This is a genomic window from Streptococcus sp. SO2, from assembly GCF_030440025.1.
This window is the reverse complement of record NZ_JAQFJH010000018.1, coordinates 1-26,546: the sequence shown is the minus strand read 5'-3', so window position 1 is coordinate 26,546 and position 26,546 is coordinate 1. Positions and strand designations below refer to the sequence as shown.

Here is a 26,546-nt window from a genome sequence, read left to right as displayed (position 1 = left end):
TATAGCTCTCACTTTATTCAATTCGTATTTCTTTATTAACAATTAGAGTTGTTTTAATTATACCACAAAAAAACACGGTTTATCACCGTGTTTCTATGTTTATTTCACCAACTTCTTCATCTCATCAATACGCGCTACGGTCGCGTCGTATTTAGCTTGGTAGTCGGCTTGTTTGTCGCGTTCTTTTTGGACGACTTCTGGTTTGGCGTTGGCTACGAAACGTTCGTTAGAGAGCTTCTTACCAACCATGTCCAGTTCTTTTTGCCATTTAGCCAGTTCCTTGTCGAGACGAGCGAGCTCTTCTTCGACATTAAGAAGGTCTGCCAGTGGCAAGTAGATTTCTGCTCCTGTGATGACACTTGACATGGCGAGTTCAGGTGCAGGGATGTTTGATGCGATTTCCAAGTGTTCTGGATTTGTGAAGCGTTTGATGTAGTTGACATTGCTGTTAAAGAAGGCTTCCAAATCACTATCGCTAGTCTTCACAAGGATGGTGATTGGCTTGCTTGGTGCTACGTTTACTTCCGCACGCGCATTCCGAACGGCACGGATCAAGTCTTTGAGACTTTCTACACCAGTGTGGGCAGCAAGGTCTTCAAAGGCTGGATTAACAGTTGGGTATTCCGCTGTAACGATAGAGCCTTCAGAGATTTGTCCAAAGATTTCCTCTGTCACAAATGGCATGATTGGGTGAAGGAGTCGAAGGATCTTGTCCAAAGTATAAAGGAGAACAGAACGTGTGATGACTTTCTCTTCTTCGTTATCACTATAAAGGACTTCCTTGGTCAACTCAACGTACCAGTCCGCAAACTCGTCCCAGATGAAGTTGTAGAGGATATGGCCAGCCACACCAAATTCAAACTTGTCAAAGTTTTCAGTGACCTTGCCGATCGTTTCATTGAGGTTGTGGAGAATCCAGCGGTCTGTGACGTTTCCAGCTTCCTTGTTGGTAACTTTTTCGACATTGGCAGTTGCTTGCTCAAGGGTCAAGCCTTCATTGTTCATGAGGATGTAGCGAGAGATGTTCCAGATCTTGTTAATGAAGTTCCATGAAGCATCCATTTTCTCGTAAGAGAAGCGCACGTCTTGTCCTGGGGCAGAACCGTTTGAAAGGAACCAACGAAGGCTATCTGTTCCGTACTTATCAATAACATCCATTGGATCAATCCCGTTACCGAGAGATTTCGACATCTTGCGTCCTTGCTCATCACGAATGAGACCATGAATTAAGGCATTTTTGAATGGCGACTTGCCAGTAAATTCCAAACCTTGGAAAATCATCCGAGACACCCAGAACGGAATAATATCATAACCAGTCACCAAAGTTGATGTTGGATAATAACGTTTAAAGTCTTCTAAATCGACATCAGGCCAGCCCATGGTCGAGAATGGCCAAAGGGCAGAACTGAACCACGTATCCAAGACATCTTCGTCCTGAGTCCATCCGTCACCTTCAGGTGCTTCTTCGCCGACATATATTTCACCCTCAGCATTGTACCAAGCAGGGATTTGGTGACCCCACCAGAGCTGACGAGAGATTACCCAGTCGTGGACATTTTCCATCCATTGGAGGAAGGTATCGTTGAAACGAGGTGGGTAGAATTCTACCTTGTCCTCTGTGTCTTGGTTGGCAATGGCATTTTTCGCCAATTGGTCCATCTTAACGAACCATTGCGTAGACAAGCGCGGTTCAACCACAACACCTGTACGCTCTGAGTGACCAACACTGTGGACACGTTTTTCGATTTTAACAAGGGCACCGATTTCTTCCAACTTAGCAACGACTGCCTTACGAGCTTCAAAACGGTCCATGCCTGCAAATTCGAAGGCCAAGTCATTCATGGTTCCGTCGTCGTTCATGACGTTAACTTGTGGCAAGTTATGACGTTGACCAACCAAGAAGTCGTTTGGATCGTGAGCAGGCGTGATTTTCACGACACCAGTACCAAACTCAGGATCTGCGTGTTCATCCCCAACGATTGGGATCAATTTATTAGCGATTGGAAGGATAACATTTTTACCGATCAAGTCCTTGTAGCGTGGGTCTTCTGGATTTACCGCAACCGCAACGTCCCCAAACATGGTCTCAGGACGAGTTGTCGCCACTTCAAGGGCGCGTGAGCCGTCTTCTAGCATGTAGTTCATGTGGTAGAAGGCACCTTCCACGTCCTTGTGGATAACCTCAATATCAGAAAGAGCTGTGCGAGCTGCTGGGTCCCAGTTGATGATAAACTCACCGCGGTAGATCCAGCCTTTCTTGTAAAGGTCCACGAAAACCTTGCGAACAGCTTTTGACAAGCCTTCATCAAGAGTGAAACGCTCGCGAGAGTAGTCTACAGAGAGCCCCATCTTGCCCCATTGTTCCTTGATAGTAGTGGCATATTCGTCTTTCCATTCCCAGACTTTGTCAAGGAATTTCTCACGACCGAGGTCGTAACGGGAAATGCCCTCACCACGCAAGCGTTCCTCAACCTTAGCCTGAGTCGCAATCCCTGCGTGGTCCATCCCTGGAAGCCAAAGTGTATCAAAACCTTGCATGCGTTTTTGACGGATGATGATATCTTGCAAAGTTGTATCCCAAGCGTGACCGAGGTGGAGTTTCCCAGTTACGTTTGGTGGTGGAATCACGATAGAATAAGGCTTAGCCTTTTTATCGCCAGAAGGCTTGAAAACATCCGCATCAAGCCATTTTTGGTAACGACCAGCCTCAACCTCGGCTGGATTGTATTTAGGTGAAAGTTGTTTAGACATGTGTTTGTCCTTTCTCTATTGTATTCATTTTATCTTGAATCTGCTTAGCAACCTCTTCTGCAGACAGATTCGTATTATTTATTTTAAGGTAGTGGTACAACTCATTCGGTTGATGTTGAGAATTTAATTGAAGTGTTTCAGCAGTCTCCAAAATTTCTCTTCCAGATATCTCAATATGTCGTTTTAAGGGTTTATTCTTTAATCGATTCTCCGTTCTATTTCGACGTAAGCGCTCTTCAAGTGTCGTTTCCAACTCAACAAACAGAATCTCTTGATGATAATCATCCAACAAATCCTGAATTTGCTTCAAATACAGCAGCTGGTACTGATTTGAAAAATCAATTACGTCTGTTAAAATCACAGATCGCTGATTCCTAGCACTTGCTCCAAGGAAAGAAAAGGTAATTCCACGAACAAATTTCCACATTTCCTCTGTATAGTCCTGATAGATTTCTAGTGCAAAATCGATGGCTTGATGGTTATAAAAGAGGGTAGCATTTGTCAGTCGAGATAACTCTTGACCAATCGTCATTTTCCCAGAAGCTGGAGCCCCAATGATGAAAAGATGCATCAAATCACCTCCCACTCACTCCTCAGCAAGCCGTATCTCAAATCGTCACAGCGGTTGCCTTGGGCATCTTTACGGTCTCGGATTCGAGCTTCTAAGGTAAAGCCAAGTTTCTCTGCGACTCGTTGACTTTGAAGGTTATACCCAAAGCAAGTCAGTTCAATCTTATGAAGACCCAGTTCTTTAAAAGCTAGGTCAATCAAGGCATGCGCTGCTTCTGGAACATAACCTAGACCCCAATGGTCTGGATGTAAGATATAGCCAATCTCCAAGACATCATCCTCGTGACGACGAGGGAAATCAACAGAGCCGATGACCTTATCGGTTCCTTTAGCGACAATTCCATAGCCCGCTGGAAGATCGTTCTTTTCATTACGCTCGGGCAGAATATGCTCCAGATAATAAATCTCATCTTCCAAGCTCTTGACGGGCGGAAAGCCTGCTGGGTAGGAAACTTCTGGCCTGCTGGCATAGTCAAAGATATCCACAACATCAGCCACGGTACGGACTCGCAAGACTAGCCGTTCGGTTTCTAAACGTTCTGGCAATGTTGCTCTTGTCATCCTTCTACCTCGCTTTCTACAAAAAATCGCCCCTGCCATCTACATGACAGGGACGAATGTGCTAATCCGCGGTACCACCCAATTTCGGGCAGACGCCCGCAACTCTCGTCTTTAAAATAAAAAGACAATATTATTTCATTTTCATCCATCAGCAACCAGTTTTGACACATTTGTGGACTTCTCAGCACCGCCACTTTCTGTAAAATGTGGGATCCAAAACACCTCTAATGGCTTTATTGTAACAAGTTTTTCACGGAAATGCAAGGGACAAGAAAAATTACTTGAAGCTGATTCCGTGTTCTTTTAATTTCTTAATCGTAGCTGGGCCGATTCCTTTCAAGGCAAGGAGTTCTTTTTCAGTCCAGTTTTTAAAGTCAGCAGCTGACTTGATGCCTTCATCATAGAAAGTCTTAGCACGATCTACTGAGAGGCCACCCAAAGTAGCTGCAAAATCTTCTACAGAATTGGCTACTTTTTGAGCTTGTTCCTTAGTCGCTTCTACTGCTTGTTCCACTTTTTTAGAGACAACTTTTCCTGCTTCGCTGGCAGATTTTTCTGCGTGTTTCACAACTTTCTTGGTCTCTTCGACAACTTTAGTCACCGTACTTGAAAATGCACCTGAGCGACGAAGGCTATTTCGCAATTGTTTTTTACGTTGGAGTTTCTTTGACATGATAAAATCCTTTCAATAAAAAATCCCTGCTCTGACAAGGATTTAATAAAGATATTCTATCAAGATTTTGGCAAAAAATCAAGAAAGTATCTGAATTTTAATAGTTTCGCTCACCAAACAAGCCTTCTGGCAGATCATGAAATCCCTTGCCTGCTTTGAAGTTTTCAAACTTACCCAGCAAGAACTGGTAGGCATCCAAGCGGCTCTCGTAGCGAATCATGGCATCTTTGGCACGTTCGTCTTGGTCTTCTTCGTAAACCTTTTGACTTTCCTTGTGCGCCATGTCGTTGATCATGATCTGGGTATTAACCCAGGCTTCAAATTCCTTCATAAATTCTTGTTCGTAACTCATTGATTCTCCTTATTCTAATCCACGGAAGTAGTCCGTATCGATCTCACGGTAGGGTTGGATATCCTGAACATACTCTAGCACGCCTTGAAATTCCCCATTCTCATCGTGTACTGCAGCGTAGGTGATGTGGACAAACTTGCCTCGCGACTCAGACTTGAACCACATTTCATACTTGTCTTTGACCCCTTCACGAAGACCTTTCATAACGGCCTTCACCTTTTCTAGGTACTTAGGCGGATGGCAAAGTTCTACATTACGCCCGACTTGGGACGGCGTCCGTTTGAAAATCATCTCATCAGCTGGCGTATTGTCATTGTAATACTGGAAAATATCGTCTTTATTGACAAAGGTGATCTCCATGGGGAGGTGATTGAGGATGAGGTTGGCCTGCTCGACGGAGAGATAGCCATTGCCAAAAGCCTGTTGACTATGGCGGTCCAGCACTGCTTCCTTTTCCTTAGGGGTAAAGGTAATGGTAAACTGGCCTTCTGGTGTATCGATAACTTGCTGCACTTGGCCTTCAGCCATGTCTAGCTGCACGGCCCCCTCTGCACTCTTTTCCTCAACAAAGCTCTGACGTTCTGGAACCCATTTCTCAGACGGACGGATGATGGCGTAGCCATAGGCGTCACTCTCCTCCGCAATCTGAAGCCAGTCATCCTGAGTAAAGGACTCAAGGAGAATCATGAGGAGGATGGACTCTTCCTTGAAAATCATACTTTCAAACTCTGTCGCAAAAGCTTCAAAATCTTCTTTTACACTGCTGATCGACACTTCTGGTAGTGACTTGGCTGTCGTTAGAGCTGTTTGAAAGAGTTCTCTGATCTGGTCATCCACTCCCCACATAACTTTTGGAGGTGAATCGTGTCCATAGCGCTCCATGATAGGAAAGAAGAGCTCTTCCTTGCGCTGGTAGTGGAGATCAAATTGCCCCAAAAGCCCCATTTGACGGACCAAACCCTTGCGCATCTCTGCCAGCATTTCCTCGTCTTCCATAGACTCATAGGTATCTAACAATCTCCGAATGCGAATCAAGGCAGCACGGAGGGCCAGATTTTCATCCTTGAAGACGCGAACGGGGTGGCCAGGATGCTCGGTATCCTCTACTTCAACACCCTTAACAGCGTTTTTAAAAAGATTGGCATGGACATCACAGAGCTCCATAACGTCTTCAAAGGTGACACCTGAGTCTGAGTTCATCAGCTCGTGCTCCATGAGGGAAATCTCGATGGCTGACACACCTGTAAAGGTCGCATCAAAACGCTCCTGAACTGACTCAGGAGAGGCGCCATTATGCAATTCTAACAAAATATCCCGTAGGACATGAATCCGTTCATCTGCCATTAGTCTAATCCAATCACTTCGTAGCCATTCGCTTCCAGTGTGCGGACAATCTTGTCCATAGGAGTTCCTTCAAGCTTAGAACCCTGTTTGAGCGACACTTTGCGACCGACTGTATTGCGCATCAAGGGATTGGCAAGTGGTTTAAAACCGAGCTCCACTAGGATTTCCAAGACTTCTGGATGCTTGTCCACCACTTCTGCAACGGGAATTGATACATCGATGATATTATCCATGACGACCTCCATGTATGTTCTAAAATGATTTTACTGCTTATATTATACCATATGGGAAGAGATTAAAAAACTAGCAGTGGAGTTCCTGCTAGTTTCTTTCATTTCAAGTTATTCCTTATCATCTGGTTTTGCTAACCAGTGAGCCGTATCCATTAACTTATCTACAAGAAATAACTTCCCTAGACCAACAACAAGATTGTCATCTTTTTTCATTGTTTTCATCACTTTTAAACCTTGCATCGTAAAAAAGTAATTCCCGTAAGTTTTAGCTAACATTTTTATGAGACCCATATTACTCTCCTTCGATGATTTCGACTTCTTTTCGGATAATATCAACATCTTTTTGATATTGCACTTCATTGTAGTTGACTAGTTTGGACAATTCCTGTTGCAATCTTTCTCCCATCGGCTTCATGGTCGCAAAGGTTAAGCCACCAGAAATGACTCCGCCTAGGATAGGAATCACTTTTCCCATTCCTTTGGCCAAGCCTCCTTTTGTCAGATTAACACCAAAAATTTTCAAAATTTTCTCTAAAATAGGATACCAGAGCGTCTTTGTCAAAGCTTTCTTATTCACTACTTTTATGACTTGTTTGGCTACTGTTACTCCGCCTGATCGAAGCAGAGCACCTGCACCATTTACTCCCAGCATCACACCAAGATACAGTAAAAGTGTGTTTTTAGCATCTTCACTCAACTCATTGCGCGAAGCCCATAGATCATCAAATCCGTAAATATACCCTAGTTCTTGAGCTAATTTCAATGAAAAACCATAAAACTGAGCTACGTCTGTCGGGATAGTGATCGCCATGAGAATCCCTCCAGGTAGACCTGCCAAAACCGATGTCCCACTGGCTAACAGGACATTGTCCTTAATACAGGCCTTGGCCACTCGATCCAAGCTTTCCTGAGGCAACAAAGAAGTCGGCCCTTGTTCTAATAAGGTAGCAATGTCCTTGCGATCTAATTCCTTGGAAAACTTTTCTACTAAAAATTTCTCTCGATCAACTTTGACTACGGGTAATTTCACCACTTGTTGCAGTACTTGCATAGCTAGATCTTGTTTAGCCATATATCTCTCCGTTTTTCATTCATATCAGACTTTATCATATCATACTATTTGAAATTTACAAATTTTTTAAACTGCCTTTTACAAGGGCAACATATTGATGATTAGCAAACAGACTACTCTGACAAGAAAAAAGAGGGTTGCCCCTCTTTCTTAGTTCTTATCCAGATTGCGTAGCATCTCGTCAATCTTGTTTCCATATTCGATGGACTCGTCTTTGACGAAGATCAAATCTGGGATTTTGTACAATTTCAAATTGCGACCAAGTTCACGTTTAATCGTACCAGTTGCTTTTTCAAGCCCGATTTGAGCTTTTTGGTTATCCGAAGCAAGGTTACTCAAAATGGTGTAGTAAACCTTGGCTACAGACAAGTCACCTAGCATCTGAACATCTGTGATGGTCACACCTTGGACACGCGGATCACGGACTTTCTTTTGCAAAATCTCATTGACTTCACGCTTGATTTCCATGCCCACACGATCCGTACGGAAATGATTTGCCATGATATTCCTTTCTCTACTTTGAACCAAAAGCTAGGCCAGCAGACCTAGCTATTTTTAAATTTATTGTTTTTCAATTCAAATTGAAACGAAGTGCAATTTGAACTCATTCGCTTCTTTCGCTGTGGTGAAAGTGATGGAACTGATTTATCAGTCCCATCACAGGGGATTTTTGAGACACTAGGCTCAAAAATAAGCAATGAAACCATCGGTTTGCTTGCGTCCCTCACCACCTAAGAAAGGAGCAAAAATCTTAACGTTTGATTTCTTCCATGACGTATGCCTCAATCACATCATCAGTCTTGATATCATTGTAGCCATCAATCATCAATCCACCTTCACGACCGTTTGTAACTTCTTTGACGTCGTCTTTGTAGTGTTTCAAGCTTGCAAGTTCACCGTCATAGATAACGACACCATCACGGATAACACGAACTTTCGAGTCACGGGTAACCTTACCGTTGATAACCATGAATCCACCGATAGTTCCGACTTTAGATACCTTAAAGGTTTCACGGATAACTGCTTCACCGATAACTTTTTCTTCAAATTCTGGGTCAAGCATCCCTTTCATGGCTTCTTCCATCTCTTCGATAACCTTGTAGATAATACTGTGGAGACGGATTTCTACATCATCAGCTTCTGCTTGTTGACGCGCTTGTGGTGTAGGGCGTACGTTGAAACCAACGATAAAGGCATTTGAAGCTTCCGCAAGGGTCACGTCAGATTCGTTGATAGCACCGACTGCCGAGTGGACAATGGTAACTTTGACACCTTCTACATCGATCTTTTGAAGTGAGGCAGAAAGGGCTTCAACAGAACCTTGTACGTCGGCCTTGATGATAACATTAACTGACTTGAGCTCACCAGCTTTAAGCGTATCAAAGAGGTTTTCAAGGCTGACACGTTGGGTAGCTTGGCGTTGTTTCATGAGGGCACGTTTGGCACGTTCTTCACCTGCTGCACGCGCAGATTTTTCATCTTCGTAAACGGCAAAGTGGTCACCAGCCATTGGCGCTTCGTTTAGACCTGTGATAGAAACCGGCGTTGATGGGCCTGCAACCTTGACACGACGACCAAGATCATTGGTCATAGCACGTACACGACCGAAGGTATTTCCGACAACGATTGGGTCTTGGACATTCAAGGTACCTTGTTGCACAAGAAGGGTTGCGACCGCACCTTTCCCTTTATCCAAGCGAGCTTCGATAACCGTACCGATCGCACGCACTGTTGGGTCTGCCTTGAGTTCTTGGATTTCAGCCACAAGAAGGACTGTTTCCAACAATTCTTCGATATTTTGGTTGAATTTAGCTGAGATTTCAACAAATTCAGAATCACCACCCCAGGCAGTTGACATAACACCATGCTCTGCCAATTCACCGATAACACGTTCTGGATTGGCACCTGGTTTATCAATCTTGTTGATAGCTACGATGATTGGAACGTTGGCCGCTTTTGAGTGGTTGATGGCTTCGATAGTCTGAGGCATAACCCCGTCATCGGCCGCCACGACCAAGATGGTAATATCGGTAACAGATGCACCACGCGCACGCATAGAGGTAAAGGCCGCGTGTCCTGGTGTATCAAGGAAGGTAATCTTCTTGCCATTTTCCACGATTTGATAGGCACCGATATGCTGAGTGATACCACCTGCTTCACCTGTCGCAACGCGAGAGTTACGAAGGGTATCCAAAAGGGTTGTCTTACCATGGTCAACGTGTCCCATGATGGTTACAACTGGTGGACGCTCAACCAATTCATCTTCATTGAGATAACCATCTTCTACAAAGAAACGTTCGATGTCGGCATTATCCACTTCAACCTTTTGTTTGGCTTCGATACCGTAATCCACCATGAGGAGTTCGATGGTTTCCCCATCTAAGGATTGGTTTTGTGTGGCCATGACACCCATCATAAAGAGTTTCTTAACGATTTCAGCTGGTTCACGTTTGATACGTTTTGCGATTTCCGCAACAGTCATACCATCTGTATACTCAAATTCTGTTGGCAATTCGTGGAACTTACGCTCTGTAACAGGTTTTGGAGTCTGGTTACGGTTGTTTTGCTTGTTCCCTTTTTTATTTTTCTTGTTGTTATTCCAGTTACTATTTCTTTGATTTCTCACTTGATTCTGACTACTTCGATTCTTTTGTTGTTTTCTAGGACCATCTTCTTCACGATCGTAATCATCACGATCTTTGTCTGGTCGGGCTTGTTTTTTACGACGTGTATCTACTACAGGCTCTTTGACTACAGGAGCTACTGTTACTGCTGGCTGAGTTTGTTCAGCTAGCTTAGCAGCTTCTTCAAAGATTTCCTCCGGTTCTTTGCGTTTATTAGCTTGAGCCAAGGCTTCTTTAGCTGCTTGTGACTGTTTGAAACGTTCCTCGCTTGAGCGTGCGTATTCGGCATTTTGTTCTGCCTTCAGGGCTGCTGCACGAGCCTTGAAATCAATACGTGGACCAGCTTGGTTCGGACGATTTTCCACTTGTTGGCGACGATCATTACCACGGTTTTGCTGACCTTGTTGTTTCTTCCCTTGATCATTAAAACGACGGTTGTCGCGGTTTCCTTGACCTGTTTTTCCACCATTACGGTTCTCATTTTTGGGACGGTTCCCGTTTTGTTGTTGGTCGCGGTTGTTGCCCTTGTTTTGCTTGCGTCGCTCTGCTTGCTCTTTTGCACGAGCTTCACGCTCTGCCTTGAAGTTTCGGCTTTGTGGTCTAGCAGCTACTACTTTTTCTTCCTTAGGAGCTACTGGTGTTTCAGATTTCTTTTCCACCTTCGCTTCACTTGCTTTTGGTGCTGCAGGTTTTGCTTCTGCCTTAGGAGCAGGTGCAGGTTTAAAGCTAGCTGCGATTTGCTCAGCAGCAGCAGCTTCCACGCTTGATGAGTGGCTTTTCACATCCAAGCCCAACTCTTTTGCACGCGCTACAACTTCTTTACTTTCTTTTCCAAGTTCTTTTGCGATTTCGTACAATCTTTTCTTAGACAAATCATGTCCTCCTCTTCTATTCCATAAGAGACCTCGTTTTCTTTGTAAATCCAGCATCTGTCACAGCCAAAACCTTTCGCGATTTTCCGACTGCTATGCTTAATTCCAGTGTTGAAAACACGGTTATAACTTCTACTTGATAATAGTCACTTTTATCTTGAATCTTCTTGGTCAGATTGGGACCAGCATCATGGGCTAGAAAGACTAACTTGGCTTTCTGGTCTTGGATGGCCTTGACCACCAATTCCTCACCTGATATGATCCGGCCTGCTCGTTGAGCAAGTCCCAAGAGATTACTTATCTTTTGCTTATTCAAGTCCTAACTCTCTTCTTTTCACTTTGTGATCAACATAGGCGATCAACTCGTCATAAAAGCTTTCTTCCACTTCCATGTTAAAGCTGCGGTTAAAGACTTTCTTCTTTTTTGCCTCTAGGGCTTCTGCATTGTCTAGCTTGATATAAGCGCCACGGCCATTGGCCTTGCCTGTCGAATCGATAAAGACCTGTCCTTCTTTGTTCTTGACAATGCGGAGCAAATCACGCTTATCAATCACTTCATTGGATACAACAGACTTGCGCAAAGGGATTTTTCTTGTTTTCATCTTTCCCTCCTCTAGCAGCTTTTATTCTTCGATCAATTCATCCGCAGCTGCGTAATCAACTTGACCTGCTTCTTCCATAGCTTCAAATTCGCTGGCAGACTTGATATCGATACGGTAACCCGTCAAGTGAGCCGCCAAGCGAACGTTTTGTCCACGACGACCGATAGCAAGAGAAAGCTTGTTATCAGGTACAACGACCAAGGCACGTTTGCTGTCATTTTCATCAAAGATAACTTGGTCAACCTCTGCAGGTGCGATAGCATTGTAGATAAACTCAGCTGGATCTGCTACCCACTCGATAACGTCAATGTTTTCTTCGACAGGAATCATGCGGTCGCTCTTGGCGTCGTAGCGAGCTGGGTGGAATTTGCTGGTGATTTTCTTGATATTGGCACCACCACGTCCAACGATTGTCCCGATAGCGTCCACGTTTGGATTGTGGCTACGAACGGCAACTTTCGTACGGTCACCAGCTTCACGAGCCACGCTCATGATTTCAACAGTTCCATCATACACTTCTGGAATTTCTTGCTCCATCAAGCGTTTGATCATTTCAGGATGACTTCGGCTAACAAAGACGTTGACACCACGAGGGTTGTCTTCAACTTTATAAACGTAAACCTCAATACGGTCGTGGGAAGCAAAAACTTCTCCAGGGATTTGGTCTTGTTTTGACAATTGGGCTTCGATGCTACCAAGGTTAACATAAATGAAACGGTTGTCAAAGCGTTCTACCGTACCAGACATGATTTCTTGTTCATGTTCCTTATAAGTATTGTAAGTGATGGCACGTGTTTGCTTGCGCATTTTTTCCATGATGGTTTGTTTAGCAGATTGGGCTGCTACACGACCAAACTCAGCAGGTGCTTCTTCAAATTTGATTTTGTCACCAAGCTCATAGGCTGAATTAATGGCAAGGGCATCTTTCAAGCTGATTTCCAAACGGCTATCAAATACTTCATCAACAACTTCACGGACAGTATAAACTGTAAAGTCACCTGTTTTTTCATTGAAGTCAATAGCTACGCTGTCAGATTGACCATAGCGTCTGCGATAAGCGGAACGAAGCGACTCTACTACTGCGTCGATGATGTCTTCTTTTTTGATTCCCTTGTCTTCTTCCAAAATGCGGAAGGCCTCTAGCATTTCTTTACTCATGTTCTTTTTACTTTTGAATCCTCAAAAGCTATCCTTTCTTTTCTATAGTTTTACTGCTAAACGTGCTTTTGATACTAAACTGTATGGAATTTGGACGGTTTTCTTACGTGTCTTGTCCATATATTCCATGGTCAACTCATCCTCTTCAAAGGATACCAAAGTTCCTTCAAAGACTTTTTGTTTATCGATGGCTTGGTAGAGCCCGACATGGATGTATTTCCCAACTGCTCCAGCGACAGCATCCTTGGTTTTCAAAGGACGTTCCAAGCCTGGACTGGTGATTTCTAGGAAATATTGTTCTGGGAAGGGATCTGGCTTGATAGTGTCTAGGACAGGACTGATGATTTCTGTCAGGTCTGCCGTGTCGTTCAAGGTAATTCCTTCGGGTTTATCTACAAAAATACTGAGAATCATGTCACTGCCAATCTTTCCATACTCGATATCCACGAGCTCGAAAGGCGCTTGGATGACAGGTTCTACAACTTCTCTGACTAATTCTACGATTGTTGCGATTGCGTCCACCTCCTCATAAGCAAGAGGCGAAGATATTTCCCCGCCTCTCTTTCTCATATTCTTACTATCAGTATAGCACGTTTGTCAATTTATGTAAAGTATTAGCACTCAAACAGCTGGTTTTCAAGCTATTTCTTAAAATTCTGCCTCAACTCGGTAGATCACTTGACCTTTGCTGGAGAATTTTTGCTCATATTCTGTCATGACATTGCCTTCAAAATCACTGGCATGCAAGTCTAGCCAAACACCATTGAGTTTCATCCCATACTGAGAAAAGCTCACTAGACTATACTCAAATAAGCCACGGTTATCTGTCTTGAAATGGATTTCCCCATTCTCAGGCAAGATGCGCTTGAAGGTATCCAAGAAACTCTTGTAAGTCAAACGACGTTTTTCATGGCGTTTTTTAGGCCAAGGATCAGAAAAGTTTAGGTAGAGACGATCAATCTCACCGTCTTCAAAGTAGTCTGTCAAATCTGAACCATCTACCCACAGCAATTTGATGTTGGGCACTCCAACTTCTAATACCTTATCCAAGGCATAACTCAAGACCGACTTTTGGATATCAATCCCGATGTAGTTGATGTCAGGATTTTGCTTGGCCATTCCTGATACGAAGGCCCCTTTCCCACTTCCAACTTCAACATGAATAGGATGATCATTTCCAAACAAGTCTCGCCATTTCCCTTTAGCTTCCAAGGGATTGAGGACCACATACTGAGGATTGGCCTCTAGTAATTCTGTCGCCCCTTTACGATTTCTAACTCTCATCTCTTCTTTCCATACTTGTCACGGAAGACGCGCAAGGCATAAATCTCCCGGTTTACATTGTCTAAATCTTGATTTTCACAGTATTTGGCAATCTGGTTCAAATAAGAATACTGACCATACCAATACAATTTATCTAACACTGTCTGATTGTACTTATAGCCGTAGTCTCTCAACCATTGGCGCCACTGATGATCCGGAATGTAGTGGCATAGCAAATGCGCCACATCAAACATACGATCCGTCAGACGAACCGAATCCCAATCCACTAGATAAACGAGTCCACTCTCTGTTTCAATCCAATTACTATGACGAAGATCCCCGTGCACAATCGTTGCATGGTCTTCCCTAAAACCTGGAACCGTCTTACCTAGCTCAGCAATCACACTGTTCAAATAGTGGTTCTGCTTCAAGATTTCTGGAACTCCTTGCTGCCAAGAACGTAGCAAATCAACTGGTGTTTCCATGGTATATCCCAAACGGCTCAACTGCTTCATCAAAGGACGCGAGCGGTGAAGGCGGTTCAAGATATTGATAATCTGCTTGCGATTCATATCGTAGGGGGTCAAGATTTTACCCGTCAGCCATTCCTGAGCACACATATCACGGCCATCTGGCAAACGACGAGTCCATAGTAATTGAGGAGCGATTTGTTCTCTGGCTAGGCCAGGTAGGATTGGAGAGGTGTTCATTTTTACAAAGACGCGCTTCCCATCAGGGTAGCTTCCCATATAAGCTTTGCCACTCTTCCCAGGGATAGGGGTCAGCGTTAGCTCATTATCACCCAAGTCCATTTCTTTCCTCCGTATAAAGTTTCCTTACTATTCTACTAGTTTTTGGTCTATTCGTCAACCAATCTTTTTAGTTGGTAAGGCAAATAAAATAATTGTAGGAAGAGACTAGTCCCTACAAGAGCCAACAAGGCTATTTTTTCTTGAAAAACCACTGCTCCGACTAGCAATTCCAGCAAAAGAACTGCACTTCCCACACCAAGCACAATCTGTTTCAATCCCTTCTCTTTCTCCCCTTTTTCTAGTGGAAAGAGCTGAGTCAAGTACTGGTAGTCAAAGGCATGATAGAGGGCCAGTAACTGAAAGAGCAGGAGATAGTTAAATAAAACTACTACTGCTGTCGCGATCCAGGATTGCTCGATGAAGATCACAGCTAACAAGGATAGGAGTAAGAGGCGGAGACTGAGGGCAAAGAGATCTCCATTTCGCAGATAAGAACGAAGATAGAGGTTTTGCCAAATCTTGCTCGGCACTTTCTGAACTGCTTTAAGGATAAAATCCAGATAAGCGCGACGTTTGACACTATTTGAAACCCCCTTGACCTGAGTAAAGAGAGCAAAGAAACGAAGCAAGACCTGCTTGCGCTTGCTTTCTTGGACAATGACATAGTCCCAGTCGAGGTCAGTCTCAGTATAAAATTTGCTGGCTTTGTGTCGAAAGAGGAGGTACTTCGCTGCTCCCAGTAAAAGCACATAGACGAGAAAGGCTAGCAAGCCATAGCCCATGGCTAAAAATAAGGGGGCAAACAGGAGTAAAAAGAGGGTTTGAACAATTGTCCAGAAAACCAGTGAACGCACCGTCTGCCCTTTGAGGTATGACTTGACCTCCTCTTCACTGACTAAGAGAAAGAGCTTGTCAGGTCCTTCCATGTAGGTCGCGATTCCTCCCCAAGCCAAAAGCAAGGCAGATACAATCCCCAAAAACAAGAGGATGGGCCAATGATTTTCAGGAAAATCTTGCAAGAGTTTACTGTACTGGTAGGCTAGAAAACCGATGAGAACAAGCAGGAATAAGACAAAGTGGTCATTGAGAACATAGCGCAGATAACCGACGCACTCCTTACGAAAAGCCTGCTTTCTCCTTAAAAACAAGTCTTTCATAGGTCCCCCTCTTTGGTTAGAGCCAAGTAAATGTCATTCAAACTCGCTTCAGGCATGCTAAAGGTCTCGCGCAGTTGCTGGAGGTTGCCCTGAGCCCACACCTCCCCCTTGTGGAGAATAACAAAGGCATCACACATCTTTTCTGCAGAGTCCAGCACATGGGTACTCATGAGGATGGACTTGCCTTTTTGCTTTTCTACTTCTAGAAGCTGAATCAAGTCAGAAATGGCCAGCGGATCGAGCCCAAGGAAAGGCTCATCAACGATGAAAAGGCTCGGATCTACGACAAAAGCACAGATAATCATGACCTTCTGCTTCATCCCTTTGGAGAAATGCACTGGGAACCAGTCTAATTTTTGATCCAAACGAAACATTTTTAACAAAGGTTCCACACGATCAAAAGCTATATTCTGCTCAACACCATAGGCCATGGCAACCGTCTCGATATGCTCTCTGAGGGTCAATTCCTCATACAAGCTAGGCGTTTCTGGGATGTAGCCAATCTGCTTGCGGTAGCTAGTCGCATCTTCTCGCAGGGTCAAACCATTAATTTTGATTTCCCCACTATAAGGCGTCAACAGACCAATAATTTCATTGATTGTCGTTGATTTCCCAGCACCGTTGAGACCAATCAAACCGATCAACTGCCCACTTTCAACGGTAAAGGACACATCTTTCAAGACAGGGACGTGAACATAGCCTCCTGTCAGGTTTTTAATTTCTAACATATTTTCTCCGAATCTGGTATAATGTAGCTATATTATATCAAAATTCAATACAGTAGAGGTGGATTTTATGTCAGATTGCATTTTTTGTAAGATTATCGCAGGGGAGATTCCTGCTTCAAAAGTACACGAAGATGAGCAGGTTCTTGCCTTTCTTGATATCTCTCAAGTAACGCCTGGACACACCCTCATTGTACCAAAAGAGCACTATCGCAATCTTTTGGAGATGGATGCCGCAAGTGCCAGCCAACTCTTTGCCCAAGTGCCACTGGTAGCTCAAAAAGTTATGAAAGCTACCAAAGCTGCTGGTATGAATATCATCGCCAACTGTGAGGAAGTTGCTGGTCAAACAGTCTTTCATACTCACGTGCATCTCGTACCTCGTTACGGTGCAGAAGATGACCTCAAGATTGACTTTATCGCCCACAAACCTGACTTTGACAAACTTGCCCAAGTCGCTGAAACCATTAAAAACGCTTAAGGAGATGCCATGAAACTATCAAATCTACTGCTATTTGCAGGAGCTGCAGCTGGAAGTTATTTTGTCGTGAAAAATCGCCAAGCCATCACAGAGGAATTTATGGATACTAGCGACCGTGTCGAAGCTATGAAGGAGGATTTGGATGTCATCCAAAACAGCCTACAAATCATCGACCAACAAAAAGCCCTCATCAAAGAATACCAAAAAGACTTAACCTATAAATTCAAAGTCTTGGAAAAAGATTTCCAAACCAGAATGGCGGTCCTCCAAGAAGAAAAACAAGGATAAGAGAGCCTCCAAATTTCCTTAAATCCATTTTGGGTTACTAGATTCGAACAGAAAAGGGAGGGAATGAAAGTGAAACAGTTTTTAAAAGTTCTAGCGAAGGTCATCGCGTTCCCTTGTGGTTGCCTCTGCCTGCTTGCAGCCTTGGCATTTCTACTACTGATGAATCTTTTCAAGGCTTCACCGAGTGACACCCGAAATGGGAATGAAACCTTAAAACAAATCTTTATCTCCCTTGACCTCCCTCCTGAGAAAGTCGAATCAGATGGACACTATCAATACGAGGGAGGGGGCTTAAATTTTTATGTTACTTTCTCAGATGAGGTTGTCAATAGCCATCCCGTTCTAAAGGAAAGTCCAAACCTCACCAAAAACCGACTTAAAGTCTATGTCCTCCAGACAGGAGACATCTCCTACTATAAAGTAGGAGACAACTTATTCAATCGTGGTTTAATACAATTTTTAGGGGAGGAGGGCGAGAAGTATTTCCAAGAAAAAGGAAAGAAATCAAACTCTACCTACACAACTCTAGCTTGGAAGGATCAGAAAAGTCTCAAAAAGGGAATCGTATTCTATGAAAAAGCCTTGACCTTGGTAGATATTCAGGATAATTCGGCGATCAAACACATTGATACCATCACCGTTAAGCATGGCAAAGAAGCGGAAATCAAGCAACTCATCCAGGAGATGGATGAGGCTGGCTTGCTCACTCAAAAGCATAGATAGTAGACTAACTGGAAAATGATTTTTCGATACTAAATTTCCCAAAATTATACAAAAAGAGCCAATCGGCTCTTTTTACTTTATTCTCCTTCAAAGGCATCTTTAATATGGTCAAAGAAGCCTTTTTTCTTTGGATTGACTTTCAAGTCACCTGCAGCTGCGAATTCTTTAAGCGCTGCTTTTTGGCGATCGTTCAAGCCTGTCGGAGTTACGACATTAACGGTTACGTATTGGTCACCAACAGCACCACCACGAAGGCTCGGTGCTCCCTTGCCACGTAGGCGGAATTTCTTGCCAGTCTGAGTTCCTTCTGGGATAACCAATTCGACAGCGCCATGCACAGTTGGAATTTCCACAGTATCTCCTAGAGTTGCTTGGACAATATTGAGATTCAACTTGTAGAAAATAGTTGTTCCTTCACGTTCAAATTTATCACTGGCTTCAACAGAAACCACCACGTACAAGTCCCCGTAAGGTCCACCGTTAAAGCCTGCTTCACCTTGACCAGCGAGGCGGATTTGTTGGCCTGTTTCCACACCAGCAGGGATTTTTACATGTACGCTATGAGCTTGTTTTTCATGACCTGTTCCATGACAAGTTGTACATGGATCTTTAATTTCTTTTCCGCGACCATGACAGACATCACAGGTTACTTGACGGCGCATCATACCAAGAGGAGTCTGCGTATCAACGTTAATGACACCAGCGCCATGACAGCGTCCACAAGTGACTGGACTTGTTCCTGGCTTAGCACCAGATCCGTTACATGTACGACAGCTGGCTTCACGATTATATTTAACTTCTTTTTCTGTTCCAAAAATAGCTTCTTCAAAGGTCAAGTTCACACGGTACTGGAGGTCATCCCCTTGACGAGGAGCGTTTGGATTGCGTGAAGCTCCTCCTCCCCCGAAAAAACTTGAGAAGATATCTTCAAAACCACCGAAGCCACCTGCTCCGTCAAAGCCACCGAAACCGCCAGCACCACCAAAGCCACCGTTGGCACCCGCAGCACCATATTGGTCGTAGGCTGCACGTTTTTGGTCGTCACTCAAAGTCTCATAGGCTTCTTGAACTTCCTTGTATTTTTCCTCAGCGCCAGGCTCCTTGTTGATATCTGGGTGATATTTTTTCGAAAGCTTACGATAAGCCTTTTTGATCTCGTCTGCCGAAGCGTTTTTTGACACCCCCAGACGGTCGTAAAATTCAGTATTGTTCATACAAGATACTAAGAGCGAACAGAAAGCGACTGAAATTTAGGAAACCGACAAGAAATCCTGATTTCTTAGGAGGTTTATCTAATTTCCAAGCTTTCCGCTCGAGTTCAATTACGAACACCCTTATTCCTTTCTGTTAATATTGCGGAACGAAACCTCAATCTAGTTCGGGTTCAATTCCTTTCTTTCATATTGATGATAAAAACTCAAATAAATTGGGTTTAGCCCCTTTTTACCGAAAAACAGAGGCTGGGTTGCAACCTCTGGATTTCTTCCTATCATTACGACGTTCAAAAACAAAGTCGATTATACTTTGTTTTTGAACTAGTAAGGCGTTTAGGCAAGTCACCATAGCGATTGCCGTAGAATGACAATCACTTTAGTGATTCCTCATTCTTAACGCCCTCGCTCTCCGATTTTCAAGCTCGGTATAAAATAGTCCACTGGACTATTTTATTTCTCCGTAAACTCTCCGTCTACGACGTCATCGCCTGCGTTTCCTGTTGCTTGTGCGCCTTCTGCTCCTGCTTGAGCTTGTTGAGCTGCAGCGGCTTGTTCGTAGAGTTTAACAGCAAGCCCTTGAGCTTTTTCGTTCAATGCTTCAAGTTTTGCTTTCATTTCGTCCAAGTTGTTGTCTTCTTGCGCTTTCTTAAGGTCATCAAGGGCAGCTTGGGCAGCATCACGTTCTGCATCGAAGCCTTTTCCTTCAGTTTCCTTGATTGTCTTTTCAGTCGCAAAGATTGCTTGGTCTACTTCGTTACGAAGGTCTACTTCTTCTTTACGTTTCTTATCTGCTTCAGCGTTAGCTTCTGCATCTTTCATCATGCGGTCGATTTCTTCATCTGTCAAACCTGAGTTAGATTGGATCACAATTGTTTGTTCTTTTTGAGTTCCAAGGTCTTTGGCCTTAACAGATACGATACCGTTCTTGTCGATATCAAATGTTACTTCGATTTGTGGAATACCACGAGGTGCAGCTGGGATATCTGTCAATTGGAAGCGTCCAAGAGTCTTGTTATCTGCTGCCATTGGGCGTTCACCTTGAAGAACATGGATATCAACGGCTGGTTGGTTGTCCGCTGCTGTAGAGAAGACTTGTGATTTAGAAGTTGGAATCGTTGTGTTGCGGTCGATCAGCTTAGTGAAGACGCCACCCATTGTTTCGATACCAAGTGACAATGGTGTTACGTCAAGAAGGACAACGTCTTTGACATCACCAGTAATAACACCACCTTGGATAGCAGCACCCATGGCAACTACTTCATCAGGGTTCACTGATTTGTTTGGTTCTTTACCAGTTTCAGCCTTAACAGCTTCCACAACTGCCGGAATACGAGTTGAACCACCAACAAGGATCACTTCGTCGATTTCTGACAAGCTCAAACCTGCATCTGAAAGAGCTTGACGAACTGGAACTTTTGTACGTTCTACAAGGTCACGAGTCAAATCGTCAAATTTCGCACGAGTCAAGGTCATTTCCAAGTGAAGAGGTCCAGCCTCACCTGCAGTGATGAATGGCAAGCTGATTTGTGTTGAAGTTACACCAGAAAGGTCTTTCTTAGCTTTTTCAGCTGCATCTTTCAAACGTTGCATCGCCATCTTGTCAGCAGACAAGTCAATACCGTTTTCTTTCTTGAATTCTGCTACCAAGTGATCGATGATTTTTTGGTCAAAGTCGTCACCACCGAGTTTGTTGTCCCCTGCAGTTGACAATACATCGAAGACACCGTCACCCAATTCAAGGATAGATACGTCGAATGTACCACCACCAAGGTCGAATACCAAGATTTTTTCTTCTTTGTCAGTCTTGTCCAAACCGTAAGCAAGAGCTGCTGCAGTTGGTTCGTTGACGATACGTTCTACTTCAAGACCAGCGATTTTACCAGCGTCTTTAGTTGCTTGACGTTGAGCGTCGTTGAAGTAAGCTGGGACTGTGATAACTGCTTTGGTTACTTTTTCACCAAGGTATTCTTCAGCGTAACCTTTCAAATATTGAAGAATCATAGCTGAGATTTCTTGTGGAGTGTATTCTTTTCCATTTGCAGAAACTTTTTCAGAAGTTCCCATCTTAGATTTGATAGAGATTACTGTATCTGGGTTTGTAACTGCTTGACGTTTTGCAGCATCACCAACGATGATTTCGCCGTTTTTGAATGAAACTACAGATGGAGTTGTGCGGTTTCCTTCTGGGTTTGCGATGATTTTGCTTTCAGTTCCTTCAAGAACTGCAACTGCTGAGTTTGTTGTACCTAAGTCAATACCGATAATTTTAGACATGTGTTTTTCTCCTTAAATTTTAATTCGAATTTTGATTTTCTTGATATTCCCCTTAAGTGGTGGGGACGTGAGCAACTCCCTTCGGGATTTCATCACTTATTTTTGAGCCTATTGTCTCAAAAATCCCCTGTTTCAGTAGCAAAAACTACTGAAACTTTTACCACGGCGGGCAATATCTTCCTTGCAAGCCTCCGGCTTGCTTTTTATCTTTCTTCATAGTTTATTGTCGTTTCGGACAAGTTCTTAAGTTCTCTAGCCTAGTTATATACTACTACCATAGCTGGGCGTAGGATACGTTCATGGAGTTTGTAGCCTTTTTGGAAGACTTGTGCGATGGTGTCTGCTGGGTGTTCATCGTCTGCTGGGAGAGTTTGGATGGCCATGTGATAGTTATGGTCAAATTCACCGTCAGCTGCAATTTCTTCGATTCCTTCTTCTTTCAAAGCGTGAATCAAGCTCTCTTGCACCATCTCCAATCCTTTTTTGACATCGTCTGTCAAACCTTCAACTGCTAGTGCACGTTCTAAGTTGTCAAGCGATGGTAAGATTGCTTTTGCCAGATCTTGGCTACGATAGCGTTGCAAGTTTTGACGTTCTTCATTGGCACGGCGTTGAATATTTTGCATTTCTGCATGAGCACGAAGGTATTTGTTTTCGAACTCATCTGCACGTTCATTTGCCAAGTCCAACTCAGACTTCTCAGGAGTTGTTTCTTCAGTTGTTTCCACAACTTCCTCTTCTATCATTTCTTCGTTTTGTTTATCTTGGGCCATTTTCGCCTCCTTTAATGATTTCAAAATTAATTTACTTCGTAATGATTACTACTGAGGTAGCGATAAAAATCCGTCAACTTCATGGTCAATACACGGTTGACTACATTGACTTGGTTGACCAATTGCTGGTAATCCAGATTAACCGGACCGATAATCGCTAGAATTCCAAAACCTCGATAAGGAATGAGGAACTTACTGCTAATCACTGCTAGGTTAGCTAGACAGGATTCTTGACTGTCCGCAATACGGACATTTTGCATCTGATCTTCATGCAGACCTTCACGAATCTCTAGAGCCACCTTTTGTGGCTGGTCAAAGAACTGATAGGCCGCTAGATTGGCAAAATTTAAGAGATTGACCTTGCCAGATACTACAATGTTTTCGTTGAACATTTCTTTAAAAATATGTTCAAAGAGATCCATGACATTGTCCGTTGTTGTAAAGTAACGCTGGATAATCTGCGGAATCTCCGTCCGAATCTTGTAGTGAATATCTAGAACAGTGTGTCCTAAGAAACGTTCCTGAATGATGCTCTTCAGTTTCAGCAAATCTTCCTGCAAGAAGTTCCTTGGAATCAGAAATTGACTGGTAACCGTTCGGGACTCGTCTAGGGTAAATACTGCCAAAGCTGTATGTTGCCCCAAAACAACGATATCAAAGGCTGTCAACCGTTGCTTGCTCGGTTCAACATCCAGTGCTACTACCGTGCAGTCACTCAGGTCTGCCAGTAGATTAGCAGCTTCTTGCAGAATATCCTCCAATTTGAAGAATTCCTGATCAAAGGCTTTGACAATCTCATAAACCTCATTCTCAGCCAGTCTGTCAAAAGCCAGCGAGTGTTTCACATAGTACTGAAAACCAGCAACACTTGGCATCCGACCGCTTGAGGTATGAGCCTTCTCAAGCAAACCCTGCTTCTCTAGAGCCGCCATATCATTACGAATGGTAGCACTACTAGAATTAATAGACTCTTGTAGCGCCTTGGATCCGACAGGTTCGTGCGTTTTGGTAAAGATGTCAATAATCAGATTTAAAATATCCTGCTGACGCTCTGTAACCATCTCATCACTCCTCTCTGTCCGATCGCTTAGCACTCCATACATCCGAGTGCTAACTCATGATTCTATTATACACCCTTAGAAGAGAATGTCAAGACAAAAACTCAAAAAATTAGCACTCTTTTGTTAAGAGTGCTAAAAATCAGTCTACAGACCTAGAAACTTACTTCTCATCTACTTGGTATTTCCTTTTAAGTCTGAAAAAGCCGTAGATTAGATAAGAAATTAAACAAGCGTATAAAACGAAAAAGAGAGAACGATTTCTCGTTCTCTCTTCTTAGACTCAGGAATTAAGAAGTCATTTTGTTATTTCCTAAGAGTGGCTTAATCTTTCTTGCGAAGGATAAAAGCTGCTAGGCTTGCAAAGGCAAGACCGATGATTGAAAGAAGACCAGATACTGCTGAGCCTGTGTTTGGTAACAAGGCCTTAGTTTGACTACTTCCTTCTTCTGGTTTGCTATTATTTCCAGAATCTTTATTTGTTGCCGGGGTAAATTCCCAAGTACCGACGAAGTGGGCATCCGCTCCATTGATGGTTTCTGATGCCTTGTCATAAGACTTAAAGCTCCATGTACCTTCTGCTGTCTTAACTTCTGTTTGACTTGGTTGCGTCGGAGTCGCTTGGCTACCATCTTTCAAGTCTGTTTGATCTGATGGAAGCAAGGTTTTCACTTCTTGTGGAAGCTCTTTACCTGGAGTTCCGCTGACAAACTCATGAACTGCTTTATGAGTCACTGTTGGTGCTGGGCTCGCCGTAAATTCCCATGTCCCTACAAATTTAACATCTGAACCGTTGACGGTCTCTGAAGTCTTGTCGTATGACTTGAAGCTCCATGTACCTTCTGCCGTCTTCACTTCTGTTTGACTTGGTTGCGTTGGCGTTACTTTGCTGCCATCTTTCAAGTTTGTTTGGTCTGCTGGAAGCAAGGCTTTCACTTCTTGTGGAAGTTCTTTACCTGGAGTTCCGCTAACAAACTCGTGAACTGCTTTATGAGTCACTGTTGGAACTGGAGTTGCTGTAAATTCCCATGTACCTATAAACTTAACATCTGCTCCATTAATGGTTTCCGATGTCTTATCGTAGGACTTGAAGCTCCATGTGCCTTCTGCTGTCTTCACTTCTGTTTGACTTGGTTTCGTTGGCGTTGCTTGGCTGCCATCTTTCAAGTTTGTTTGGTCTGCTGGAAGCAAGGCTTTCACTTCTTGTGGAAGTTCTTTACCTGGAGTTCCGCTGACAAACTCGTGAACTGCTTTATGAGTCACTGTTGGAACTGGAGTTGCTGTAAATTCCCATGTACCTATAAACTTAACATCTGATCCATTAATTGTTTCAGATGTCTTGTCATAAGACTTGAAGCTCCATGTGCCTTCTGCTGTCTTAACCTCTGTTTGACTTGGTTGCGTTGGCGTTGCTTGGCTGCCATCTTTCAAGTCTGTTTGGTCTGCTGGAAGTAAGGCTTTCACTTCTTGTGGAAGTTCTTTACCTGGGGTTCCGCTAACAAACTCGTGAACTGCTTTATGAGTCACTGTTGGAACTGGGCTTGCTGTAAATTCCCATGTGCCTACAAACTTAACATCTGCCCCATTAATAGTTTCAGAAGTCTTATCGTAGGACTTAAAGCTCCATGTACCTTCTGTGGTCTTCACTTCTGTTTGACTTGGTTGAGTTGGAGTTACTTGGCTGCCGTCCTTCAAGTCTGTTTGGTCTGCTGGAAGCAAGGTTTTCACTTCTTGTGGAAGTTCTTTGCCTGGAGTTCCGCTGACAAACTCGTGAACTGCTTTATGAGTCACTGTTGGAACCGGGCTTGCTGTGAATTCCCATGTGCCTACAAACTTAACATCTGATCCATTAATTGTTTCCGATGTCTTGTCGTAGGACTTGAAGCTCCATGTGCCCTCTGCTGTCTTAACCTCAGTTTGACTTGGTTGAGTTGGAGTCACTTGACTGCCATCTTTCAGATCTGTTTGATCTCCTGGAAGCAAGGCTTTCACTTCTTGTGGAAGTTCTTTTCCTGGCGTTCCGCTGACAAACTCGTGAACTGCTTTATGAGTCACTGTTGGAGCTGAGCTCGCTGTAAATTCCCAAGTACCTACAAACTTAACATCTGAACCGTTGACAGTCTCTGAAGTCTTGTCGTAGGACTTGAAGCTCCAAGTGCCTTCTGCTGTCTTCACTTCTGTTTGACTTGGTTGAGTTGGTGTTGCTTGGCTGCCATCTTTCAAGTTTGTTTGGTCTGCCGGAAGAAGGGCCTTCACTTCTTGTGGAAGCTCTTTACCCGGAGTTCCGCTGACAAACTCGTGAGTTGCCTTATGAGTCACTGTTGGCGCTGGAGTGAATTCCCAGGTGCCTACGAAGTGTGCGTCTGCTCCATTAATGGTCTCTGAAGTCTTGTCGTAGGACTTGAAGCTCCATGTACCTTCTGCTGTCTTAACCTCAGTTTGACTTGGTTGTGTTGGCGTTGCTTGGCTACCGTCTTTCAGTTCTGTTTGATCTGCTGGAAGCAAGGCTTTCACTTCTTGTGGAAGTTCTTTACCTGGAGTTCCGCTTACAAATTCATGTGTTGCTTTGTAGGTTGGTGCTGGAGTAAATTCCCAAGTACCGATAAAGTGGGCATCCGCTCCATTGATGGTTTCTGATGCCTTGTCATAGGACTTGAAGCTCCAAGTACCTTCTGCTGTCTTCACTTCCGTTTTACTTGGCTGAGTTGGAGTCGCTTGACTACCGTCTTTCAAGTCTGTTTGATCTGCTGGAAGCAAGGCTTTCACTTCTTGTGGAAGGTCTTTCCCTGGAGTTCCGCTGACAAATTCATGTGTTGCCTTGTAAGTTGGTGCTGGGGTAAATTCCCAAGTACCGACGAAGTGGGCATCCGCTCCATTGATGGTTTCTGATGCCTTGTCGTAGGACTTGAAGCTCCAAGTACCTTCTGCTGTCTTCACTTCCGTTTTACTTGGCTGAGTTGGAGTCGCTTGACTACCGTCTTTCAAGTCTGTTTGGTCTGCTGGAAGCAAGGCTTTCACTTCTTGTG

General features: G+C 43.8%; 27 protein-coding genes. 3 read left to right on the top strand and 24 right to left on the bottom strand.

What is annotated here, in order from left to right; genetic code table 11:
- Positions 1 to 99 precede the first annotated feature (99 nt).
- The 19 genes from PCY17_RS10585 to PCY17_RS10495 form a co-directional block, all read right to left on the bottom strand.
- The gene (locus PCY17_RS10585) at positions 100 to 2,751 is read right to left on the bottom strand and encodes a valine--tRNA ligase (RefSeq protein WP_084944009.1); all 2,652 of its coding nucleotides are present in this window, start codon (positions 2,749 to 2,751) and stop codon (positions 100 to 102) included.
- Positions 2,744 to 3,322, bottom strand: a complete 579-nt coding sequence (locus PCY17_RS10580) for an AAA family ATPase (protein ID WP_084944010.1) — start codon at positions 3,320 to 3,322, stop codon at positions 2,744 to 2,746. The genes PCY17_RS10585 and PCY17_RS10580 overlap by 8 nt, the downstream gene beginning before the upstream one ends.
- A complete protein-coding gene (locus tag PCY17_RS10575) occupies positions 3,322 to 3,882 on the bottom strand; it encodes a GNAT family N-acetyltransferase (RefSeq protein ID WP_084944011.1) in 561 nt (186 codons plus the stop codon). Before PCY17_RS10575 ends, PCY17_RS10580 begins: the two co-directional genes overlap by 1 nt.
- Before the next feature lie 277 nt (positions 3,883 to 4,159).
- Complete coding sequence (locus tag PCY17_RS10570; RefSeq protein ID WP_000038699.1) at positions 4,160 to 4,555, bottom strand: helix-hairpin-helix domain-containing protein; 396 nt, start codon at positions 4,553 to 4,555, stop codon at positions 4,160 to 4,162.
- Between the two features lie 97 nt (positions 4,556 to 4,652).
- The gene (locus PCY17_RS10565; protein WP_000119707.1) at positions 4,653 to 4,907 is read right to left on the bottom strand and encodes a DUF1912 family protein; all 255 of its coding nucleotides are present in this window, start codon (positions 4,905 to 4,907) and stop codon (positions 4,653 to 4,655) included.
- A 9-nt stretch (positions 4,908 to 4,916) separates the two neighbouring features.
- Positions 4,917 to 6,251, bottom strand: coding sequence for a DUF438 domain-containing protein (locus PCY17_RS10560; protein ID WP_301393981.1), 1,335 nt, complete (start codon positions 6,249 to 6,251; stop codon positions 4,917 to 4,919).
- Complete coding sequence (locus PCY17_RS10555) at positions 6,251 to 6,484, bottom strand: DUF1858 domain-containing protein (RefSeq protein WP_000368739.1); 234 nt, start codon at positions 6,482 to 6,484, stop codon at positions 6,251 to 6,253. The genes PCY17_RS10560 and PCY17_RS10555 overlap by 1 nt, the downstream gene beginning before the upstream one ends.
- Before the next feature lie 108 nt (positions 6,485 to 6,592).
- Positions 6,593 to 6,775, bottom strand: a complete 183-nt coding sequence (locus PCY17_RS10550; protein ID WP_180833506.1) for a hypothetical protein — start codon at positions 6,773 to 6,775, stop codon at positions 6,593 to 6,595.
- A gap of 1 nt (position 6,776) precedes the next feature.
- The gene (locus PCY17_RS10545; RefSeq protein ID WP_301393945.1) at positions 6,777 to 7,556 is read right to left on the bottom strand and encodes a hypothetical protein; all 780 of its coding nucleotides are present in this window, start codon (positions 7,554 to 7,556) and stop codon (positions 6,777 to 6,779) included.
- Between the two features lie 150 nt (positions 7,557 to 7,706).
- The gene (gene rbfA / locus PCY17_RS10540) at positions 7,707 to 8,057 is read right to left on the bottom strand and encodes a 30S ribosome-binding factor RbfA (protein WP_084944015.1); all 351 of its coding nucleotides are present in this window, start codon (positions 8,055 to 8,057) and stop codon (positions 7,707 to 7,709) included.
- Between the two features lie 250 nt (positions 8,058 to 8,307).
- Entirely contained in the window at positions 8,308 to 11,052 is a 2,745-nt protein-coding gene (gene infB / locus PCY17_RS10535) for a translation initiation factor IF-2 (RefSeq protein WP_084944016.1), read from the bottom strand.
- A gap of 16 nt (positions 11,053 to 11,068) precedes the next feature.
- Complete coding sequence (locus tag PCY17_RS10530) at positions 11,069 to 11,368, bottom strand: YlxQ-related RNA-binding protein (RefSeq protein ID WP_301393940.1); 300 nt, start codon at positions 11,366 to 11,368, stop codon at positions 11,069 to 11,071.
- The gene (locus PCY17_RS10525) at positions 11,361 to 11,654 is read right to left on the bottom strand and encodes a YlxR family RNase P modulator (RefSeq protein WP_049500979.1); all 294 of its coding nucleotides are present in this window, start codon (positions 11,652 to 11,654) and stop codon (positions 11,361 to 11,363) included. Before PCY17_RS10525 ends, PCY17_RS10530 begins: the two co-directional genes overlap by 8 nt.
- Before the next feature lie 21 nt (positions 11,655 to 11,675).
- Positions 11,676 to 12,812 carry a transcription termination factor NusA gene (gene nusA / locus PCY17_RS10520; RefSeq protein ID WP_000032277.1) on the bottom strand — a complete coding sequence of 379 codons (1,137 nt, stop codon included), beginning with the start codon at positions 12,810 to 12,812 and terminating at the stop codon, positions 11,676 to 11,678.
- A gap of 42 nt (positions 12,813 to 12,854) precedes the next feature.
- A complete protein-coding gene (gene rimP / locus PCY17_RS10515; protein WP_000338695.1) occupies positions 12,855 to 13,334 on the bottom strand; it encodes a ribosome maturation factor RimP in 480 nt (159 codons plus the stop codon).
- A gap of 126 nt (positions 13,335 to 13,460) precedes the next feature.
- Positions 13,461 to 14,096, bottom strand: coding sequence for a tRNA (guanosine(46)-N7)-methyltransferase TrmB (trmB, locus tag PCY17_RS10510; RefSeq protein ID WP_001266088.1), 636 nt, complete (start codon positions 14,094 to 14,096; stop codon positions 13,461 to 13,463).
- A complete protein-coding gene (ccrZ, locus tag PCY17_RS10505; RefSeq protein WP_000363019.1) occupies positions 14,093 to 14,887 on the bottom strand; it encodes a cell cycle regulator CcrZ in 795 nt (264 codons plus the stop codon). Before ccrZ ends, trmB begins: the two co-directional genes overlap by 4 nt.
- Positions 14,888 to 14,934: 47 nt before the next feature.
- Positions 14,935 to 15,984, bottom strand: coding sequence for an ABC transporter permease (locus PCY17_RS10500; protein ID WP_084944018.1), 1,050 nt, complete (start codon positions 15,982 to 15,984; stop codon positions 14,935 to 14,937).
- Complete coding sequence (locus PCY17_RS10495) at positions 15,981 to 16,712, bottom strand: ABC transporter ATP-binding protein (RefSeq protein WP_084944019.1); 732 nt, start codon at positions 16,710 to 16,712, stop codon at positions 15,981 to 15,983. Before PCY17_RS10495 ends, PCY17_RS10500 begins: the two co-directional genes overlap by 4 nt.
- Positions 16,713 to 16,779: 67 nt before the next feature.
- Here PCY17_RS10495 and PCY17_RS10490 point away from each other — a divergent pair, with 67 nt between their 5' ends.
- The 3 genes from PCY17_RS10490 (at position 16,780) to PCY17_RS10480 (ending at position 18,201) form a co-directional block, all read left to right on the top strand.
- Positions 16,780 to 17,190 (top strand): HIT family protein, encoded by a 411-nt coding sequence (locus tag PCY17_RS10490; RefSeq protein WP_084944020.1) that lies wholly within the window; start codon positions 16,780 to 16,782, stop codon positions 17,188 to 17,190.
- 9 nt (positions 17,191 to 17,199) lie between these two features.
- Positions 17,200 to 17,478 carry a hypothetical protein gene (locus PCY17_RS10485; protein WP_084944021.1) on the top strand — a complete coding sequence of 93 codons (279 nt, stop codon included), beginning with the start codon at positions 17,200 to 17,202 and terminating at the stop codon, positions 17,476 to 17,478.
- A 63-nt stretch (positions 17,479 to 17,541) separates the two neighbouring features.
- Positions 17,542 to 18,201 (top strand): hypothetical protein, encoded by a 660-nt coding sequence (locus PCY17_RS10480; RefSeq protein ID WP_084944022.1) that lies wholly within the window; start codon positions 17,542 to 17,544, stop codon positions 18,199 to 18,201.
- Between the two features lie 77 nt (positions 18,202 to 18,278).
- Here PCY17_RS10480 and dnaJ read toward each other — a convergent pair whose 3' ends face one another.
- From dnaJ to PCY17_RS10455, 5 genes are all read right to left on the bottom strand, one after another.
- Positions 18,279 to 19,415 (bottom strand): molecular chaperone DnaJ, encoded by a 1,137-nt coding sequence (gene dnaJ / locus PCY17_RS10475; protein WP_001066313.1) that lies wholly within the window; start codon positions 19,413 to 19,415, stop codon positions 18,279 to 18,281.
- Between the two features lie 450 nt (positions 19,416 to 19,865).
- On the bottom strand, positions 19,866 to 21,689 hold the full coding sequence (gene dnaK / locus PCY17_RS10470) for a molecular chaperone DnaK (protein WP_084944023.1): 1,824 nt from the start codon (positions 21,687 to 21,689) through the stop codon (positions 19,866 to 19,868).
- 257 nt (positions 21,690 to 21,946) lie between these two features.
- On the bottom strand, positions 21,947 to 22,462 hold the full coding sequence (gene grpE, locus PCY17_RS10465) for a nucleotide exchange factor GrpE (RefSeq protein WP_216733108.1): 516 nt from the start codon (positions 22,460 to 22,462) through the stop codon (positions 21,947 to 21,949).
- A 26-nt stretch (positions 22,463 to 22,488) separates the two neighbouring features.
- Positions 22,489 to 23,523, bottom strand: coding sequence for a heat-inducible transcriptional repressor HrcA (gene hrcA, locus PCY17_RS10460; RefSeq protein WP_301394377.1), 1,035 nt, complete (start codon positions 23,521 to 23,523; stop codon positions 22,489 to 22,491).
- 321 nt (positions 23,524 to 23,844) lie between these two features.
- The coding region (locus PCY17_RS10455) for an SHIRT domain-containing protein (protein WP_301393917.1) at positions 23,845 to 26,546 on the bottom strand (2,702 nt) is incomplete at its 5' end.